Source organism: Lentzea sp. HUAS12 (genome assembly GCF_024125735.1).
In the GTDB taxonomy this organism is placed as follows: domain Bacteria; phylum Actinomycetota; class Actinomycetes; order Mycobacteriales; family Pseudonocardiaceae; genus Lentzea; species Lentzea albida.
In genome coordinates, this window is the sequence record NZ_CP099738.1 from 5,690,103 (window position 1) to 5,706,753 (window position 16,651).

A 16,651-nucleotide genomic window follows, 5' to 3' on the forward strand; every position below is an offset into this window, starting at 1 on the left:
TCGGGTGTCGCTTGCCCTGCGCCGCACCTCATTCCCGAGCCGGGTGACCGTGGTGGTCCTGCTGGCCGTCGCCGCGGGACTCGTCTTCGCACACCGCCTGTACCGCACGGCCGAGATCTCCCTGTCCGGCGCGGTCCTGACCGTGTTCAGCTCGTACGGCGTCGACGTCGTCGCCGAACGCCAGACCGTCTACTTCGGACTCGGCTCGGACACCCCGCTGGGCCTGCGCATGACGCCGGAGTGCACCTCGGCGTTCCTGGTGCTGCCGCTGATCGTGGTCGGCGCGGTGATGATCGCGCTGCGCCCGCGCATCCAGAACCGCGTGCTGGTCGCCCTGGCGGTCGCCGGGTTCGCCGTCGTGGTCGTCAACCAGTTCCGCGTGCTGACGCTGGTGGGCCTGGTGAACTGGCTGGGCGTCGACACCGGGTACTACTGGGGTCACACGCTGCTCGGCTCGATGGTGAGCGTGTTCGGTGGCGCGGCCGCGCTGGTCGCGTTCGTCTGGCTGGCCACGCGCAAGTGAGCCTCGACCTCGTCCTCGGGTTCACGCAGGCGCTCGCCCTGACGATGAGCGTGGCCTTCGTGACGTACGTGTTCGTGATCGTGATCCCCTACCTGAAGCGCAAGCCCGCGCCCGTCGGGGAACCCTCGTCGTTCGAGTGGCACTTCTTCGTGCCGTGCCGCGACGAGGAGGCCGTCATCGGCGGCACGATCAGGTACCTGCGCGAGACGTTCCCCATCGCGCACGTGTGGGTCATCGACGACGACTCGGACGACCGCACCGCCGGTGTCGTGCGCACGTTGAAGCGCAACGGCGGCATCCGCGATCCGCAGATCCACCTCGTGCAGCGCCAACGGCCCTATGCCCGCACCGGCAAGGGCAACGCGCTGAACGACGCCTACCGCACGTTGAAGATGTGGATGGGCCGCCGGGCGGACGCCGACCGCGCCATCGTCGTCGTGGTGGACGCGGACGGCCGTCCCGCCGCGAACTGCCTGGAGGTCTGCGCGGCCACACACCTCTTCGGCAACCCGCGGATCGGCGCCGTGCAGGTCGACGTGCGGATGATCAACGCCGGGGAGCGGCAGCCGGGCGTGACGCGGTGGCGGCGCGCGTTCGGTGCCGGCCTCGTGCGGATGCAGGACCTGGAGTTCCGCACGGCCATCGCGGCGATCCAGATGTCGCGCGGTGCGACGGGCACGATCTCCATGGGCGGCAACGGTCAGTTCACGCGTCTGTCCGCTTTGGACTCGATCGCGGGACCGACCGGATCACCCTGGCGCGGTTCGTTGCTGGAGGACTTCGAGCTCGGCGTGCACCTGCTGACGGCGGGCTGGCACACGGGTTTCTCGTTGGACACGCACGTGAACCAGGAGGCGCTGTACTCGTTGCGCCGGTTCCTCGCCCAACGCACCCGTTGGGGGCAGGGAACCATGCAGTGCATGCGTTATCTGCGGCGCATCTGGGACTCCGACCACCTGACCACCCTCGGTGCGGCCGAGATGATGTACTACCTCGCCCAGCCGTGGATGCAGTTGCTCGGCACGCTCATCTACCCGATCCCGATGGCGATGATGGCCTATCGGTTCGTGGTGTCACCTTCGGAAGTCGTCACGTGGTTCTTCGAGGGCGCGTGGATCCTCTTCACCGTGTACGGCGCGTTCGGGCTGTTGCCGTTCGTCCTGTGGGGGCCGGTGTACCGCGCGCGTTGCGTGGACGTCGGGTTCTGGAAGTCCATCGGGTACGGGTTCGGCTACGCGCTGTACATCTACACCTTCTACATCACGTCGTGGCGCGCGCTGATCCGTTTGGTGCGCGGGCACAACGGCTGGACGAAGACGCGTCGCAACGAGGAACGAGTGGCGGGCAAGGTGGCTCTCGACGTGTGACGGGCGCGTGTGTGACCGGTCACTTTGTAGAGATCGAACAAAGACGTTCTCGAGTCTCCCTGGTTAACCTCGGTTCACTCGATTCCGCCTGGGAGGGAACGTGACTCTCGCACTCGCGCCTCGTCGCACCGTGCTCGCCGACTTCGTGCCGGGCGCACTGGCCCGCGACCTGACCCTGGTCGTCGCCGGTGCCGCCTTCACCGGTCTCGCCGCCCAGGTGGCACTGCCGATCCCCGGCAGCCCGGTACCGCTGACCGGCCAGACGTTCGCCGCGCTGCTGGTCGGCGCGTCCCTGGGCTGGCAGCGCGGGGCGACCTCGATGCTGCTGTACCTGATCGCGGGCGTCGCGGGCGTGCCGTGGTTCCAGGGCGGTTCGTCGGGCGTCCCGGTGTCGCTCGGCTACGTCGTGGGCTTCGTGTTCGCCGGCGCCCTGGTCGGCTATCTGGCCGGACGCGGTGGCGACCGCACGCCGTTGCGGACGATCGGCACGATGGCGCTGGGCAACCTGGCCATCTACTCGGTCGGCGTGCCGTGGCTGATGACCGCGGCGGGCCTGTCGTTCGGCAAGGCCCTGGCCGTCGGCGTGCTGCCGTTCCTGATCGGGGACGCGCTGAAGATCGCGCTGGCCGCGGGCCTGCTGCCGGGGGCCTGGGCGCTCGTCCGCCGCCGGTAGCTTGGACCAGGTGATCACGCCTGGGGAGTACTTGTCTTTCTTGGATGCGCGCCTGCCGGGTCTCGTGGCAGGCGCGCATCTTTATGGGTCCCGAGTTCTGGACGACCTGGTGCCCGATTCGGACCTGGACATCGTGATCGAGCTGTCGTCCGCGGCCGAGGTGCCCGCGTTCGAGGGCGCCGACGTCGCCGTGGTCCTGGCGGGCTCGCTGGAGAAGCCGGTCTTCGACGTGACGCCACTGGCCGGGGAGATCACCCCCGTGCTGTGGCAACAGCTGCGGACCGTCGGCCAGACCGTGCGCGGCGCACGGCCCACATGCCCCGGAACGGCCGCGGACGTCGAGGACTACTGCCGCACGAACCTCGTCAGCTACTGGAAGGTGGACTTCGACCGCTTGCGCGAGGTGCTCCCGTCCCTCGATCTGGCGGCGCCGATCCCGCGCGAGTCGCTGCTGTGGGTGGGCCTCGGCCCGGCGAGGCTGTGGCACACGATCCGCACGGGCGAGATCGTCAGCAAGTCCCGCGCCGGCGAACTGGCGGCGGCGAGGTGGCCCGACCTGCCGGTCCTGGACCTGGTCGCCTCCCGCAGGGGCGCGGACGTGCCGCTGACCGTCGCACACGCCCAGGCCTCGCTCGAGCTGTTCGACCGGATCATGGCCGACGTAACGGCGTGAGGTCCGCGGCCGAGAAATCCGCGTGACGACGCATACCCACGAAGAGCTGGGCTGCCTCGCGGGTGGCCCGGCCCGCGCGGCGGAGGTCGCCCTGGCCCGCCTGATCCAGGCAGGCCTGGTCCGGGTCTCGCGCGAGGGCGTGCTGAGCGCCGTCCACGTACCCGGCCAGGGCCCCGCAACCCCGTTGGAGGCGCAGATCCTGCGGGCCGTGCGCCACGGAAGGCTTTTGAACGACGTCGTCTACGGCGCGTACAGCTCACCCGAAGCGGAAGGCCTGCGCACCCACCTGGTGAACCGCCGCCTGCTGCGCCGCCGCCGCTCGTGGCGCCCGCGCCTGTACCCGTGGCTGTTCCTGGCGGCGCCGGTGCTGTTCGTAGCCGGAGTGCTGAGCGCTGTGGCACCACAGCTCCTGGTGGACTTCCTCGACTTCGGCCCACCCTTCACCGAGTTCCCGTTCTGGTACTTCTTCGCGGGCGCGGTGGTGGCGATCGTCTGGGCCTCCGTGCTGCGCTCCCGCGACCCGGGCCGGCTGCGCACCCGTGCCGGGTACCTGCTGGTCAAGCGGGCCCAGCGGAGGGTGACCTCGAAGGACCCGGTAGGTGCCGTCGCGGCAAGGGGACTGCGCGGGCGGGCGAGCGGGCTCGCGATCGCGGGGATGTTCGGGTTGTCCGCGCTCGCGCTCGGGATGCTGCCGGGGCGCGAGACGACGTCCAGCAGCAGTTGCGGAGGCGGGTGCTCGTCGGACAGCGGCTGCGGGTCGAGCGACAGCGGTGGCAGCGGATGCGGCGGAGGAGGGTGCGGCGGTGGTTGCGGTGGGGGCGGCGACTGAGCGGCGGCCTCGCCGCCTCGGTCCGGTGCTCACCGCCCGAGGCCCGAAACCCCGCAGCCCCGGGCCTCGCGGGCCTCTCACGCGCCGCCCACCTGCCGCACCCACCAGCCCGCCTCCGCCGCCTTCCTCCCGCCGCCTCCCCGCACCCCACCTCCTCCCACCACCGCGACCCCAGCGGGTCTGACGGGACTGTCGGACCTGGCGGGTACGGTCTGTCCCGTGCCTGAAGTTCCCCCCACCCTGAGCCTGCTCGAAACCGCCGTCCACGCCGTCGGCGGCGCGGAGCGCCCTGGTCAGGTGGAGATGGCCGAGGCCGTCGACCACTCGATCCGCACGGGCGAGCACCTCGCGGTGCAGGCGGGCACCGGTACCGGCAAGTCGCTGGCGTACCTGGTGCCGTCCATCCGGCACGCGGTGGCCGAGGACGAGACGGTGGTGGTGAGCACGGCCACGATCGCGTTGCAGCGGCAGCTGGTCGACCGGGACCTGCCGCGGCTGTCGAAGGCCCTGAAGAAGGAGCTGGGGCGGGAGCCCACGTTCGCGATCCTCAAGGGCCGCAGGAACTACCTGTGCATGCACCGCGTGCACAACGGCGCGCCCGACGAGCCCGAGGACGACGCGCTGTTCGACCCGTTCGCCGTGTCCAAGCTCGGGCGCGAGGTGAAGCGGCTGCACGAGTGGTCGTCCGACACCGAGACCGGTGACCGCGACGAGCTGGTGCCCGGTGTGAGCGAGCAGGCGTGGCGGCAGGTCAGCGTCACGGCCCGCGAGTGCCTCGGCGTGAGCAAGTGCCCGATCGGGTCCGACTGCTTCGCGGAACGCGCTCGGGCCGAGGCCGGCAAGGCCGATGTGGTGGTCACGAACCACGCGATGCTCGCCATCGACGCGCTGGAGGGCTACCAGGTCCTGCCCGACCACGACGTGGTGGTGATCGACGAGGCGCACGACCTGGTCGACCGCGTCACGTCGGTGGCGACGGAGGAGCTGAGCGGCGCGAGCGTCTCCATGGCCGCGCGCCGGTGCGGCAGGCTGATCGACCAGGACATCGCCGACCGGCTGGCCGAGGCGAGCGACGGGCTCGCGATGATCCTCGAGGACATGCCGCCGGGTCGCCTCGACGCACTGCCGCGCGCTCTCGCGGGTGCGCTGGCCGCCACCCGGGACGCGGCGCACAACTGCGTGTCCGCGATGGGGCCCGAACGCAAGGAGGACCCGGACGGGGCGACGGCGCGCAAGCTCGCTCTCGCCCTGCTCGAAGAGGTCCACGACTGCGCGGTGCGGGTGCTGGAGGCGTTCGACGAGGAACACGACGTCGTGTGGATCTCCGGCGACTTCAACCAGAAGGCCCCGTCCATCCGGGTCGCGCCGCTCGGGGTGGGCGGGCTGCTCCGGGAGCGGCTGTTCGCCAAGCGCACCACCGTGCTCACGTCCGCGACGCTCACGCTCGGCGGCGCCTTCGACGCGATGGCGCGCCAGTGGGGCCTGCCGCCGTCGGAGAAGGTCCGCAAGATCGAGGGCGCGGCGACCGAGAAGGACCTCGACGGTCCGAAGTGGACGGGTCTCGACGTCGGCTCGCCGTTCCAGCACGGCACGAGCGGAATCCTCTACGTGGCAAGGCATCTGCCGCAGCCGGGGCGTGACGGCCTGCCCCAGGAGTACCTGGACGAGATCGAGGGCCTGGTGAACGCGGCGGGTGGTCGCGCGCTCGGGCTGTTCTCCTCCATGCGCGCCGCCAAGCAGGCCACGGAAGCGTTGCGGGACAAGCTCGACCACCCGATCCTGTGCCAGGGCGACGACGCGACGGGCCTGCTGGTCAAGAAGTTCGCCGAGGACGAGCGCTCGTGCCTGTTCGGCACCCTGTCGCTGTGGCAGGGCGTCGACGTGCCCGGCCCCAGCCTCCAGCTCGTGATCATGGACAGGATCCCGTTCCCCCGCCCGGACGACCCGCTGGCGTCGGCCCGGCAGAAGGCCGTGAGTTCCCGTGGCGGCAACGGTTTCCTCACCGTCGCCGCCACGCACGCCGCCCTGCTGATGGCCCAGGGTGCCGGCCGCCTGCTGCGGTCGATGTCGGACAAGGGCGTGGTGGCCGTCCTCGACCCGCGCATCGCCACGGCCCGCTACGGCGGCTTCATCAGGGCCTCGCTGCCCCCGTTCTGGACGACCTACGACCCCGAGGTCGTCCGCGCCGCCCTCAAGCGCCTGGACGCGGCCCAGACGAAGTGATCCGCTCGACCAGTTCGTCGCGGTAGGCCTGGGCGTCCGGCAGTTCGGGCTCGTCACCGGACGCCTTCTTCAGCGCGCCTTCGAGGATCTTCAACGCCTGCCGCTCGTCCCCGCGCGCGTCGGCCTGCCGGGCCGCGTTCTCCATCGCGCGGGAGAGTGGAGTGCGCGCTTCGGGTTCCTGGGCCGCCTTGGTGATCCGGATCCAGTTGCCGGCCGGATCCACGACGGCGAACCCGGTGTACCGGTCGTTGCGCACCCGCGGCCGGGTCATCCGCGGGATGCCGGAGATCAGCACCTTCCCGTGCACCGCGCGCATCCCCGCCGCGAACGCCTCGAACAACGGCCCGGTGTCCTCGACGATGACGACGCACGTGCTGTGCGACTGCTCCGGGACGTGTCCTTCCATCCCGTAGAAGTGCAGGTTCAGGTCCTCACGCCGCAACGCGACGTACGGGTTCGGCTTCATCTGCCGGTAGGTGACCGAGAAGCCGAGCATCTCGTAGAAGGACGCCATTTCATCGATGTCGACACACGGCAGAAGCGGGATAGTCAGTTCGTTGGCCATCGGCCGAAGCTAAGCCCGGTCCCGCCGAAACGACACCGAGCTATTTGCTCAAGCGAACAGCAGCACGACTCCGCCCAACAGCATCAACGCCGACACGACGGCGATCGCCACCACCCGCCCGCGCGACGTCCCGGCGTGCTTCAACGCGATTCCCAACGGTCCGACCACGACAGCTCCTCTCGACGGCATGACAACAGCGGCACGCACAGCCCCGAACGCCACCCTCAACGGCGACAGGCCGAGCTCACGCGCCCCGACCACATCCGCTTCCCACTGCTCACGCCAACGCTCGTCCGGCGCCATGAGCCGCACCAACAACAACGCCGCTCTCACGTCGCCGCCCGAGGAACGAACCGAGGCGCCGGAGCGGCCCGCGCCACGACCTTGCGCGCCTCCGCGGCCCCTTCGGCCGTCAGCCGGTACATCCGCCGGCGCGGCCCGCGCCGCTGAGCGTCGTCCTCCCACTCGGACGTCACCCACCCGGCCCGTTCCAGCCGGTCGAGCAACGGGTAGACGCTGCCCGACGGCCTGCCGGTGAGCTTGATGATCTCCAGGCCCCAGCGCGGCTCGTCCGCGCCGAGCAGGACCGAGAGCACGTCGACGGTGGCCTTGCCGATGCGTTGCAGTGGCTCCACGCCACTAAGACTACCTATGTAGATTAAGCCGTTCAAGCAGCTCTTCGCGGAACTCCAGCGCCGACGCCCGCTCCTCCTCCGAGGCGTGCACCTCCCGCACCAACGCGCCTTCGAGGATCTTCAACGCCTGCCGCTCGGCCCCGTGCGACCCTGCCAGAGTCACCGCGCTGGTCAACGCCCTGGACAGCCCGTTCGTCCGCACGGACTCCCGCACGGCCGGCACCACCCGGATCCAGTTGCCGCCGGGGTCGACGAACAGGAACCCGTCGCGGCGCGGCCTGGTCATCCGCGGGATCCCCGTGAGCAGCACCTGCCCGTAGACGGCGCGCATGCCGGCGGCGAACGCCTCGTGCAGCTCACGCGGGTCCTCGACCTGGATCAGGCACGAGCTGTACGACTGGTCCGCCTGGTAACCGGGGATGCCGAAGAAGTGGAGGTTGATCTCCTCCCGCCGCACCGACAGGTACGCGTTCGGCCGGTACTGCCGGTACGTGACCGTGAACCCGAGCATCACGTAGAACTCGGCCACCTCGTCGATGGAGGCGCACGGCAGCAGCGGGATCGTCACCTCGTTGGCCACCCGGCCACGCTAGCGCCGCAGGTCAGCCGTCGACCAGCAATCCGCGTAACGGTCCTTGCAATCTTCCGGCACGGCGGGACACACCGGGCAGCGACGTCACGCGGGCCGGGCGTTCCAGGGCCGGGCGCCACAGGGTGTCGACGACCTCGTGCACGGGCCCGGAGACGTCACCACCGAGCCCCTGCAGGTGCTCGGCCCAGAGCTTCAGCCGCGTCTCGCGCACGACCGAGGCGTCGTCGGTGACCACGTTGACCTCGGTGTCGTTGAACAGCGAGTGCTCGTTCAGGTTCGCCGAGCCGACCGACATCCACTTGTCGTCCACAATGGACAACTTGGCGTGGATGTAGACCGGTGCGTCCCCGTGCGAGACCAGGGTCGCGGCCAGGACCCGCCTGTCCGGGTCGGCGTCGAGCAGGCGGCCCAGCTGCCCGCGCGTGGTGTCGGCGCCGTTGCTGGGCTTCTGCGGCAACAACAGCACCATCCGGAACTCCGGCGACGGCGGGTTGTGCAGCTTCTCGAGGAGCACCTCGGTGATCTCCGGCGACCACAGGAACTGGTTCTCCACGTACACGAACGACTCCGCCGCCCGCAGCGCCCGCAGGTACGAGTCGAGCAGGCTGAAGTCGCCGTGCGGCGCGAAGTCGTAGGTCTTCTCCGGGATCGTGCGGACCAGCTGCACCGACGAGGAACCGGCCTCCGGCGGCACCTCGGGTGAGGGCAGGGTCTCGCCCGCGATCTCGAGCCAGCGCGCCGCGAAGTGCGCGGCCACCTCCGCGACGACGGGCCCGCCGAGACGGGCGATGTGGTCGTGCCACCCCAGGTCGCGCGGCGGGTGCTCCGGCGAGTCGTGCCGGTCGCCCTCCACCGCGGTCATGTCGAGCCCGCCGACGAACGCCACGTCGTCGACGATCACGATCTTCTCGTGGTGGCAGTGCAGGGTCCGTTCCCGCGCGTCGAGTTCGCAGCGGATCGCGCCGCTCTCCTGGAACTCCTTCTGCGCGGCGAGGGCCCGCTTCCGCGTCGGTTCGAAGAACGGCACGGGCGGACCGGCCCACAGCAGCACGCGCACCGGGATCCGTTCCGCCGCGGCCGACAGCAGCTCGCGCAACTGCGGCGCGCCCGGTTCGCGGGTCAGCCGGAAGTCGGGCGAGGCGTGCCAGTTGGCGATGTGCACGTACTTCTGCGCGCCCTCGATCGCCTTGGCGATGACGGGGAACGCGTTGGCGCCGTCGACCAGCACCTCGATGGAGTTGCCGTGCTGCACCGGCCGGCGCGGGGTGAACCACCCCGCGCCGTCGCCTTCGAGCACGTCGCCCCACCCCAGTCGGCGCAGCCTGCGCGTGTGATGGGAGCACAGCATGTTCTCCAGCCCGTCGCCGAGCCGGGCGTCGAGAACGTCGAGTAAGCCCACGAGACGCGGATTTACCCGATAAGCGCGCTTCTAAACCGCGAGCACCGTGGTCGTGCCCGGCTCGACCTCCGTGAAACCGGCGTCCCGCACCGCCACGACGTCCGCGCTGTGGACGAGCGCGTCCCACTCGGCGGCGGACGGGGTCCGCACGGCACAGCGGTAGTCGAGCGCCGCCCACGCCTTCAGCTCCGTCTCGGAGAGCCTGGGCGCGAGCAGCATCGACGCGTGCCCCACCTGAGCCGCGAGCTTGCCGGCCGACATCTCCACCCGCGGGTTCACGTACAGCAGCCGTGCGCCCTCAGGCACCTCGCCGGGTTCGTCGACGGGCAGGTCGGAGCCGGAGATCTGCAGCTTGGCGATCTCCCGCGGCGTCTCGGTCACCAGCACCGGCAGCAGCGAGCGGACCGACGCACCGTTCACGGTGATCGTCACGCCGGGCAGGGCCTGCACGGCCTCCCACTGCGCGCCGCGGGCCCGTCGCGCCACCTTGCGGATCCGCCCGGCCACCCACGCCCGCACGGGTTCGTGCCACTCGCCCCCGACGTCGGCACGCGGGTCGAGGCACACCGCGACCGCCGAAGCGGCCGCGGCCTCCAGCAGTGCCGTCCGCGACGGCGGGTCGACGCGTTCGATGCGCAGCACCATCGGCATCGCGCGGACTTCGGTCTCCTCGGCGTAGTTCCGGGAGGCGATCAGGTCGAGGATCATCACAGCCGGGTCAGCTCCAGGCCGTCGGCCGCGTCGGCGGCCTCCACCTCCGCGCGGGTGACGCCGAGGATGAACAGCACGGCGTCGAGGAACGGGTGCGACAGCGCCGTGTCGGCCACCTCGCGCAGCGCGGGCTTGGCGTTGAACGCGATGCCGAGGCCCGCCGCGTTGAGCATGTCGATGTCGTTCGCACCGTCACCGACCGCCACGCACTGCGCCAGCGAGACGCCGACCTCGTCGGCGAACCGGCGCAGCGCCACCGCCTTGCCGGGCCGGTCGACGATGTCGCCGACGACCTTGCCGGTCAGCTTGCCGTCGACGACCTCCAGCGTGTTCGCGGCGCAGAAGTCGAGGTGGAGCTCGTCGGCGAGGCCCGTGATGACCTTCGTGAACCCGCCGGACACCACACCGCAGAAGAAGCCGAGCCGCTTGAGCGTGCGGATCGTCGTGCGCGCACCGGGCGTGAGCTCGAGCGACGCCCCGACCTCGTCCAGCACCTTCTCGTCGAGGCCCTCCAGCAACGCGACCCGGCGCCGCAGCGACTCGGCGAAGTCGAGCTCCCCGCGCATAGCGGCCTCGGTGATCTCGCGCACCTGCTCCTCGCACCCGACGTGCGCCGCGAGCATCTCGATCACCTCGCCCTGGATCAGCGTGGAGTCGACGTCGAACACGACCAGGCGCTTGGCGCGACGAGTCAGTCCGGCACGTTCGACGGCGATGTCGAGCCCCACCCGCACCGACACCTCGGCGAGCGCGGACCGCAGCGCGCCGTCGTTCTCCATCGTGTCGTCCGCGACCGAAACGCGCAGCTCAAGGCCCGTGACGGGGTAGTCGGCGACACCGCGAATGGCGTCGATGTTCACACCCAGGGACGCGAGCCGGCGCGCGACCTCGGTGAACGCCTTGGCCGTCACCGGGCGGCCGAGCACGATCAGCACGTGCGACGACTCCAGGCGGGCGGTCCGCTTCGAGTCGGCGCCGATCTCGATCTCCACCTGCATGGAGACGGTGGCCATGGCCTGCTCGACCGCTTCCTGCAGACCCTCGGGGTCGTGTTCGGTCGACACCAGCGCGCCGAGCACCAGCCGGCCCCGGATCACGACCTGCTCCACGTCCAGCACCTCGACGCCGTGCCTGGTCAGCACCGCGAAGAGCACGGAGGAGACACCGGGCTTGTCGGGGCCGGTCACGGTGATGAGCACGGGCGTTTTCACGTCGTCGTCTCCTCGTCAGACGCGAAGAGCCCCGGCTCGCACAAGCGACCGGGGCTCATCGTTGAACCTGTTACTCGCAGGTTACTTGTCGTGCTCGGAATCGTCCTTCTCGGACGCCGTACCCGACTTGATCGCCGATGCAGCCATCTCCGACAGGGCCGGAGCCGCCTTCTCGTGCGGGATCGTCTTGCCGGTGAAGGTCACGTGACCCTCGTTGCGGATCCGCTCGATCATGTGCGGGTAGTGCAGCTCGAACGCCGGGCGCTCCGAACGGATCCGGGGCAGCTCGGTGAAGTTGTGCCGCGGCGGCGGGGACGACGTCGCCCACTCGAGCGAGTTGCCGTAGCCCCACGGGTCGTCCACCGTCACGACCTCACCGAAGCGGTAGCTCCGGAAGACGTTCCAGATGAACGGCAGCGTCGACGCGCCCAGGATGTAGGCGCCGATCGTCGAGATCATGTTGAGCGTGGTGAAGCCGTCGGACGCGAGGTAGTCGGCGTACCGGCGCGGCATGCCCTCGTTGCCCAGCCAGTGCTGGACGAGGAAGGTCGCGTGGAAGCCGATGAACGTCGTCCAGAAGTGCAGCTTGCCGAGCGGCTCGTCCATGAAGCGACCGGTGATCTTCGGGAACCAGAAGTAGATACCCGCGAAGGTCGCGAACACGATCGTGCCGTACAGCACGTAGTGGAAGTGCGCCACGACGAAGTACGTGTCGGACACGTGGAAGTCGATCGCCGGGGCGGCCAGCAGGATGCCGGACAGACCACCGAAGAGGAACGTGACGATGAAGCCGATGCTGAACAGCATGGGCGTCTCGAACGTCAGCTGGCCCTTCCACATCGTGCCGATCCAGTTGAAGAACTTCACACCGGTCGGGACCGCGATGAGGAACGTCATGAAGGCGAAGAACGGCAGCAGCACGGCGCCGGTCGCGTACATGTGGTGCGCCCACACGGCGACGGACAGGGCCGCGATGCCGAGCGTCGCGTACACGAGGCCGTTGTAACCGAAGATCGGCTTGCGGCTGAACACCGGGAAGATCTCCGACACGATGCCGAAGAACGGCAAGGCGACGATGTAGACCTCCGGATGGCCGAAGAACCAGAAGAGGTGCTGCCACAGGATCACGCCGCCGTTGGCGGGGTCGAACACGTGGGCGCCGAGGTGCCGGTCCGCCAGCAGGCCCAGCAGGGCCGCGGTCAGGATCGGGAACGCGAGCAGCACCAGCACGGACGTCACCAGGATGTTCCAGGTGAAGATCGGCATCCGGAACATCGTCATGCCGGGCGCGCGCAGGCAGACCACGGTGGTGATCATGTTGACCGCGCCGAGGATGGTGCCGAGACCACCGACCACCAGGCCGGAGATCCACAGGTCGGCACCCGCGCCGGGCGAGTGGATCGCGCTGCTCAGCGGCGTGTACGCGAACCAGCCGAAGTCGGCCGCACCACCGGGGGTGATGAAGCCCGCCATCACGATCAGGCCACCGAAGAGGTAGAGCCAGTACGAGAAGGCGTTCAGCCGCGGGAACGCGACGTCGGGCGAGCCGATCTGGAGCGGGAGCACGAAGTTCGCGAAACCGAACACGATCGGGGTCGCGTACAGCAACAGCATCACGGTGCCGTGCATCGTGAAGAGCTGGTTGAACTGTTCCTGCGAGAGGAACTGCATGCCGGGCCGAGCCAGCTCGGTCCGCATCAGCATGGCCATCGCGCCGCCGACCATGAAGAAGGCGAACGAGGTGACCAGGTACATGATGCCGATTTGCTTGTGGTCCGTGGTGCGGAACATCCGCAGCAGGAAGGACCCCTTGACCGCGGTGCGCGTCGGATAAGGACGCGTTGCGATCGGCTGCGGGGCTACGGCCGTCACGGTACCTCCAGGCCTTGGTGGGACCAGTAGTTCGGGAAACTCCCCGGATATTAGACGGAGCCGATCAGCTCCGTTCGGGTGGCCCATGGCCGGTGGCCAGCGGCGTAGCGCACGTCACACGTATCCTGCCGCCGTGCTCCGATTGCTCGCTGTCGCTTCTGTCCTGTTGCTGGCCGCCTGTGGCACCCCCGCCACGCACAACTCCGCGGACGTCGCGTTCGCCCAGGGGATGGTGCCGCACCACGAGCAGGCGCTGGAGATGTCCGGCCTGGTCGCGTCCCGCACGGAGAACCCGCGCGTGATCGACCTGGCCAAGCGCATCGCCGACGCCCAGAAGCCCGAGATCGACCGCATGAACGGCTGGCTGCGCACGTGGAACGCCCCGGTCCAGGCGTCCTCGCACACCTCGCACGGCCACACCGAGTCGCACGGCATGGTCGACCTCGGCAACCTCGCCGACCTGGACGACGCCGAGTTCGACCGCCAGTGGCTGTCGCTGATGATCCAGCACCACCGCGGCGCCGTGGAGATGGCGCAGAAGCACCTCTCGGCCGGCACCGACCCCGAGACCCGCAAGCTGGCGCAGGACGTCGTCGCGCACCAGGAGAAGGAGATCGCCGAAATGCAGTCGCTCCTCCCCCAGGGCTGATGCCAGCCTTCATGGTGTGAGTGCTTCTGCTGCTGTAAGCGCTGCCGTCTCGTTGGCCGCGTCGCACGGCGTGATGTGTGACGATCCCGACGTGCTGTCCACCGGCAGCAACGTCATCGTGCACCTGCGCCCGGCCCCGGTGGTGGCGCGCATCGCCGCCCGCACGGCCCTGGTGCGGCCGTTGGTGGCTGGACACTTCGCCCGTGACCTGTCTGTTTCGGCGTTCCTGGACTCACGCGGCGTGCCGGTCGTGACGCCTTCTGCGGAACTGCCCGCCGGACCTCAGCTGCACGACGGCTTCGTGATGTCGTTCAGCACCTATGTGCCGCACTTCGCCGACGTGGAGCTCTCACGGCCTGACGTGCTCAAACTACTGCCGGGCCTGCATGCCGAACTGCGGTTGTACGAGGGTGCTCTGCCCGTGCGGGGGCCTTTGGACGACGTCGACCACACGCTGGCCTATTTGGACGGTTTGGGCGTCCCTGAACTGGAGGCGTTCCGTTCTCGGCGGGATGAGCTGCTGGCTTCGTGGGACGCGCACTACAACGACGTCCAGCCGCTGCACGGCGACTCGCACTACGGGAACCTGCTGATGACATCCGGCGGGCCGGTTTGGAACGACTTCGAGGACACCTGGCTCGGGCCGATCGCGTGGGATCTGGCCTGCTTGGCGGGTGCTCGTGGGTCTGAGGCTGCTCACCGCGCCGTGGAGGTGTACGGCGGGGGCGTTTCTCCGGCTGACGTGGAGTTCTGGCTGGAGGTGCGGGTGCTGTTCGGCGGCCTCTGGGGCCTGCTGATGGAGCACAGCTAGGCATCCGGGCGCACGAATGCCGAAGGGGGCCTGTGAAAACGGCCCCCTTCAACGCACGAAACTCAGCTGTGCTGGCCCTCGGTGGGCTTCACGTAGACCGTTCCCCCGGTCGGCATGCGCCTGAACCACTGAACGGGGGTGACCGGCTGGCCGATCACCGGACCCATCACGGGCGACGGGTGGGCAACAGGCATGCCGGGGTTCTGCGGGAACTGCGGCAAGCGTGGAAGCTGGTTCGGGGAGGTCATTGTTCCTTCTCGGGAGGCGTTAATGTACTTCGGGCGACCCGGCGATCGATGAGGACAGCAATGAGCCGATTGCGGCTCTCAGGCGCTTCGCTGCCACTGCGAAGTCAGCCTGCCATTCCTCGGCTGCCCGGGCGAGAAGCCGCCCGAACATTTCCGTCGCACTATCCTTATGCCACTGATCTACAGCCCAACTCGCGTCTTGATCGAGCCAGAAGATCTGAACGGGTCGTGCAGCCCTGCCCACCACTACTCGCCCTGAGGCCGCGCGCTTGAAGCTGACGTCCGGGAGCAGGCGAAAGTGGCCGTTTTCTGAGATCTCAGACGATAGTGTGACATCGTCCACTTCGGACCGCACACCGCCCCCGCCTTCGAGATCAACCGCATCGTTCGCGAGGGCGCGAAGGAGCCAGCGCGCATCTGAACGCAAATCGATTTCATGTGCGAGCAACCACCGACCGATCTCGTCGGCACGCACTTTTGCTTTCGAAAGCAATGAATCGGGACCAAGTCGTTCGGGTCCAATTGACGCGTTGAACTGCGCAAGGCAGCTGTAGGCGTGCCACGCCGCGAACGTCTGTTCCAGTGGCCATCGAGCCTGCGACCACGAATTCTCGAAATAATCCGCGGCCTCGGCGTTCAAGTCAAGAAAATCTCTTGTGATGGCGAGGTCGAAGAACTTTTCGTGCGCACCTTCGTGCACCAGCGCTTCGGCGACTTCCATCGGCAGCGCGGGTTCGTCGATCAGCACGATGCCGGGCACGTACCGCGACGACGCCGACACCAGCCCGCCAGAGGTCTCGCGCTTCAACACCGCGAGCATCGAGACGTGGGCGAGTAGGTCCTCCGCCATGTCCGGCGCGAACTTCCACAGCAGCCGGACACCTTCTTCCACCACGTGCAGAGCACTCTCGAACCGTTCGCCGTCGGCTTCGGTCAACGGCTCCGGCCGCGCACCGGACGGAGCGACGATGCGCAGCGGCGCCTCGATCACCTCAGCTGCGGCCGGGTCTGATACGACCGGCACGCCGGCATCACGCACGCCCATCGACGCGACTCGGGTCAGCACCGCGGGGTCGAGGTCACCGTGACCGGCGAGCGCCCTGCCGATCTCGTATCGGACGATCGGGTGATCCGCGAGGTTGTCGGACAACTCGGTTCCTGGCGCGAACATCTCCGCCGCGAGGCGGTAAAGCGTGCGTCTCTCGTCCACCAGAGCGGGCGCAGGAACCAGCGCCGCATGCAGCGCATGCGTGCTCGTGGTGGGCGAACCCGTCATCGAACGACCCCGTACTCACGTCCCCCGACGCCAACGAGTCATGGCCGCACCTCCGTGCGGCCATGATGGCGCGCAGCGTAGAGCACACAGCGAAATCCGCAACCCATAGGTGTCCCCCACTAACAGTGGTGCCCCGGACACGTCCTGTGGGAGACGCGTCCGGGGCACGTTTTTCAGGTTGGCCTGCTCATCAGCCGAACATGATGCTGGTGACGTTCACGAAGCCGACGACAGCCAGCGCGATGACCGAGACGGCGATCATGGTGAGCACGGTGCGCCAGCCGATCGCGGTGACGGCGACGGCGACGACTCCTGCGATTCCGAGTGCACTCCCTGCGGACATCTCGTTCCCCTCCCGACTAGGCGAGCACGTGCTCCCAGGTGTGGGCGGTCC

At 69.0% G+C, this 16,651-nt stretch carries 19 protein-coding genes; 8 read left to right on the forward strand and 11 right to left on the reverse strand.

The genetic code is table 11. The features are described from left to right. Positions 1-4 precede the first annotated feature (4 nt). The 6 genes from xrtP (at position 5) to ND450_RS25690 (ending at position 6,288) form a co-directional block, all read left to right on the forward strand. Positions 5-523 carry an exosortase P gene (gene xrtP, locus ND450_RS25665; protein ID WP_253321202.1) on the forward strand — a complete coding sequence of 173 codons (519 nt, stop codon included), beginning with the start codon at positions 5-7 and terminating at the stop codon, positions 521-523. A gap of 44 nt (positions 524-567) precedes the next feature. After that, the gene (locus tag ND450_RS25670; RefSeq protein WP_253327997.1) at positions 568-1,890 is read left to right on the forward strand and encodes a glycosyltransferase; all 1,323 of its coding nucleotides are present in this window, start codon (positions 568-570) and stop codon (positions 1,888-1,890) included. A 100-nt stretch (positions 1,891-1,990) separates the two neighbouring features. After that, positions 1,991-2,563, forward strand: a complete 573-nt coding sequence (locus tag ND450_RS25675; protein WP_253321203.1) for a biotin transporter BioY — start codon at positions 1,991-1,993, stop codon at positions 2,561-2,563. Between the two features lie 10 nt (positions 2,564-2,573). Beyond that, positions 2,574-3,236 carry a nucleotidyltransferase domain-containing protein gene (locus ND450_RS25680; RefSeq protein WP_305885177.1) on the forward strand — a complete coding sequence of 221 codons (663 nt, stop codon included), beginning with the start codon at positions 2,574-2,576 and terminating at the stop codon, positions 3,234-3,236. A 22-nt stretch (positions 3,237-3,258) separates the two neighbouring features. Continuing rightward, positions 3,259-4,065 (forward strand): TIGR04222 domain-containing membrane protein, encoded by an 807-nt coding sequence (locus tag ND450_RS25685; protein ID WP_253321205.1) that lies wholly within the window; start codon positions 3,259-3,261, stop codon positions 4,063-4,065. Positions 4,066-4,368: 303 nt separating this feature from the next. After that, the gene (locus tag ND450_RS25690; protein WP_089922033.1) at positions 4,369-6,288 is read left to right on the forward strand and encodes an ATP-dependent DNA helicase; all 1,920 of its coding nucleotides are present in this window, start codon (positions 4,369-4,371) and stop codon (positions 6,286-6,288) included. Here ND450_RS25690 and ND450_RS25695 read toward each other — a convergent pair. The 8 genes from ND450_RS25695 to ctaD all read right to left on the reverse strand — a co-directional run bounded on the left by ND450_RS25695 (position 6,257) and on the right by ctaD (position 13,273). Further along, positions 6,257-6,853, reverse strand: a complete 597-nt coding sequence (locus ND450_RS25695; RefSeq protein WP_253321206.1) for a hypothetical protein — start codon at positions 6,851-6,853, stop codon at positions 6,257-6,259. The genes ND450_RS25690 and ND450_RS25695 overlap by 32 nt on opposite strands. Positions 6,854-6,901: 48 nt before the next feature. Continuing rightward, complete coding sequence (locus ND450_RS25700) at positions 6,902-7,186, reverse strand: hypothetical protein (protein WP_089921958.1); 285 nt, start codon at positions 7,184-7,186, stop codon at positions 6,902-6,904. Then, a complete protein-coding gene (locus ND450_RS25705; RefSeq protein ID WP_253321207.1) occupies positions 7,183-7,488 on the reverse strand; it encodes a helix-turn-helix transcriptional regulator in 306 nt (101 codons plus the stop codon). The genes ND450_RS25700 and ND450_RS25705 overlap by 4 nt, the downstream gene beginning before the upstream one ends. A gap of 10 nt (positions 7,489-7,498) precedes the next feature. Further along, the gene (locus ND450_RS25710; RefSeq protein ID WP_253321208.1) at positions 7,499-8,068 is read right to left on the reverse strand and encodes a hypothetical protein; all 570 of its coding nucleotides are present in this window, start codon (positions 8,066-8,068) and stop codon (positions 7,499-7,501) included. Positions 8,069-8,090: 22 nt separating this feature from the next. Then, positions 8,091-9,479, reverse strand: coding sequence for a phosphatidylserine/phosphatidylglycerophosphate/cardiolipin synthase family protein (locus ND450_RS25715; RefSeq protein ID WP_253321209.1), 1,389 nt, complete (start codon positions 9,477-9,479; stop codon positions 8,091-8,093). 30 nt (positions 9,480-9,509) lie between these two features. Next, the gene (locus tag ND450_RS25720; RefSeq protein WP_253321210.1) at positions 9,510-10,187 is read right to left on the reverse strand and encodes a peptidyl-tRNA hydrolase; all 678 of its coding nucleotides are present in this window, start codon (positions 10,185-10,187) and stop codon (positions 9,510-9,512) included. Further along, positions 10,187-11,401: a phosphoserine phosphatase SerB gene (gene serB / locus ND450_RS25725; protein WP_089921955.1), complete on the reverse strand. Its 1,215-nt coding sequence runs from the start codon at positions 11,399-11,401 to the stop codon at positions 10,187-10,189. The genes ND450_RS25720 and serB overlap by 1 nt, the downstream gene beginning before the upstream one ends. Positions 11,402-11,482: 81 nt before the next feature. After that, the gene (ctaD, locus tag ND450_RS25730; RefSeq protein WP_253321211.1) at positions 11,483-13,273 is read right to left on the reverse strand and encodes a cytochrome c oxidase subunit I; all 1,791 of its coding nucleotides are present in this window, start codon (positions 13,271-13,273) and stop codon (positions 11,483-11,485) included. Positions 13,274-13,406: 133 nt separating this feature from the next. Here ctaD and ND450_RS25735 point away from each other — a divergent pair, with 133 nt between their 5' ends. Both ND450_RS25735 and ND450_RS25740 read left to right on the forward strand, forming a co-directional pair. Further along, positions 13,407-13,922, forward strand: a complete 516-nt coding sequence (locus tag ND450_RS25735) for a DUF305 domain-containing protein (RefSeq protein ID WP_253321212.1) — start codon at positions 13,407-13,409, stop codon at positions 13,920-13,922. Between the two features lie 16 nt (positions 13,923-13,938). Next, the gene (locus ND450_RS25740; protein ID WP_253321213.1) at positions 13,939-14,733 is read left to right on the forward strand and encodes a phosphotransferase family protein; all 795 of its coding nucleotides are present in this window, start codon (positions 13,939-13,941) and stop codon (positions 14,731-14,733) included. A gap of 62 nt (positions 14,734-14,795) precedes the next feature. On the opposite strand, the gene ND450_RS25745 is transcribed toward ND450_RS25740, so the two are convergent. From ND450_RS25745 to ND450_RS25755, 3 genes are all read right to left on the reverse strand, one after another. Beyond that, positions 14,796-14,954, reverse strand: a complete 159-nt coding sequence (locus tag ND450_RS25745) for a hypothetical protein (protein ID WP_253321214.1) — start codon at positions 14,952-14,954, stop codon at positions 14,796-14,798. A 46-nt stretch (positions 14,955-15,000) separates the two neighbouring features. Beyond that, entirely contained in the window at positions 15,001-16,257 is a 1,257-nt protein-coding gene (locus tag ND450_RS25750; RefSeq protein ID WP_253321215.1) for an HEXXH motif-containing putative peptide modification protein, read from the reverse strand. A 190-nt stretch (positions 16,258-16,447) separates the two neighbouring features. Next, a complete protein-coding gene (locus tag ND450_RS25755; protein WP_177229995.1) occupies positions 16,448-16,600 on the reverse strand; it encodes a hypothetical protein in 153 nt (50 codons plus the stop codon). Between the last annotated feature and the right edge of the window lie 51 nt (positions 16,601-16,651).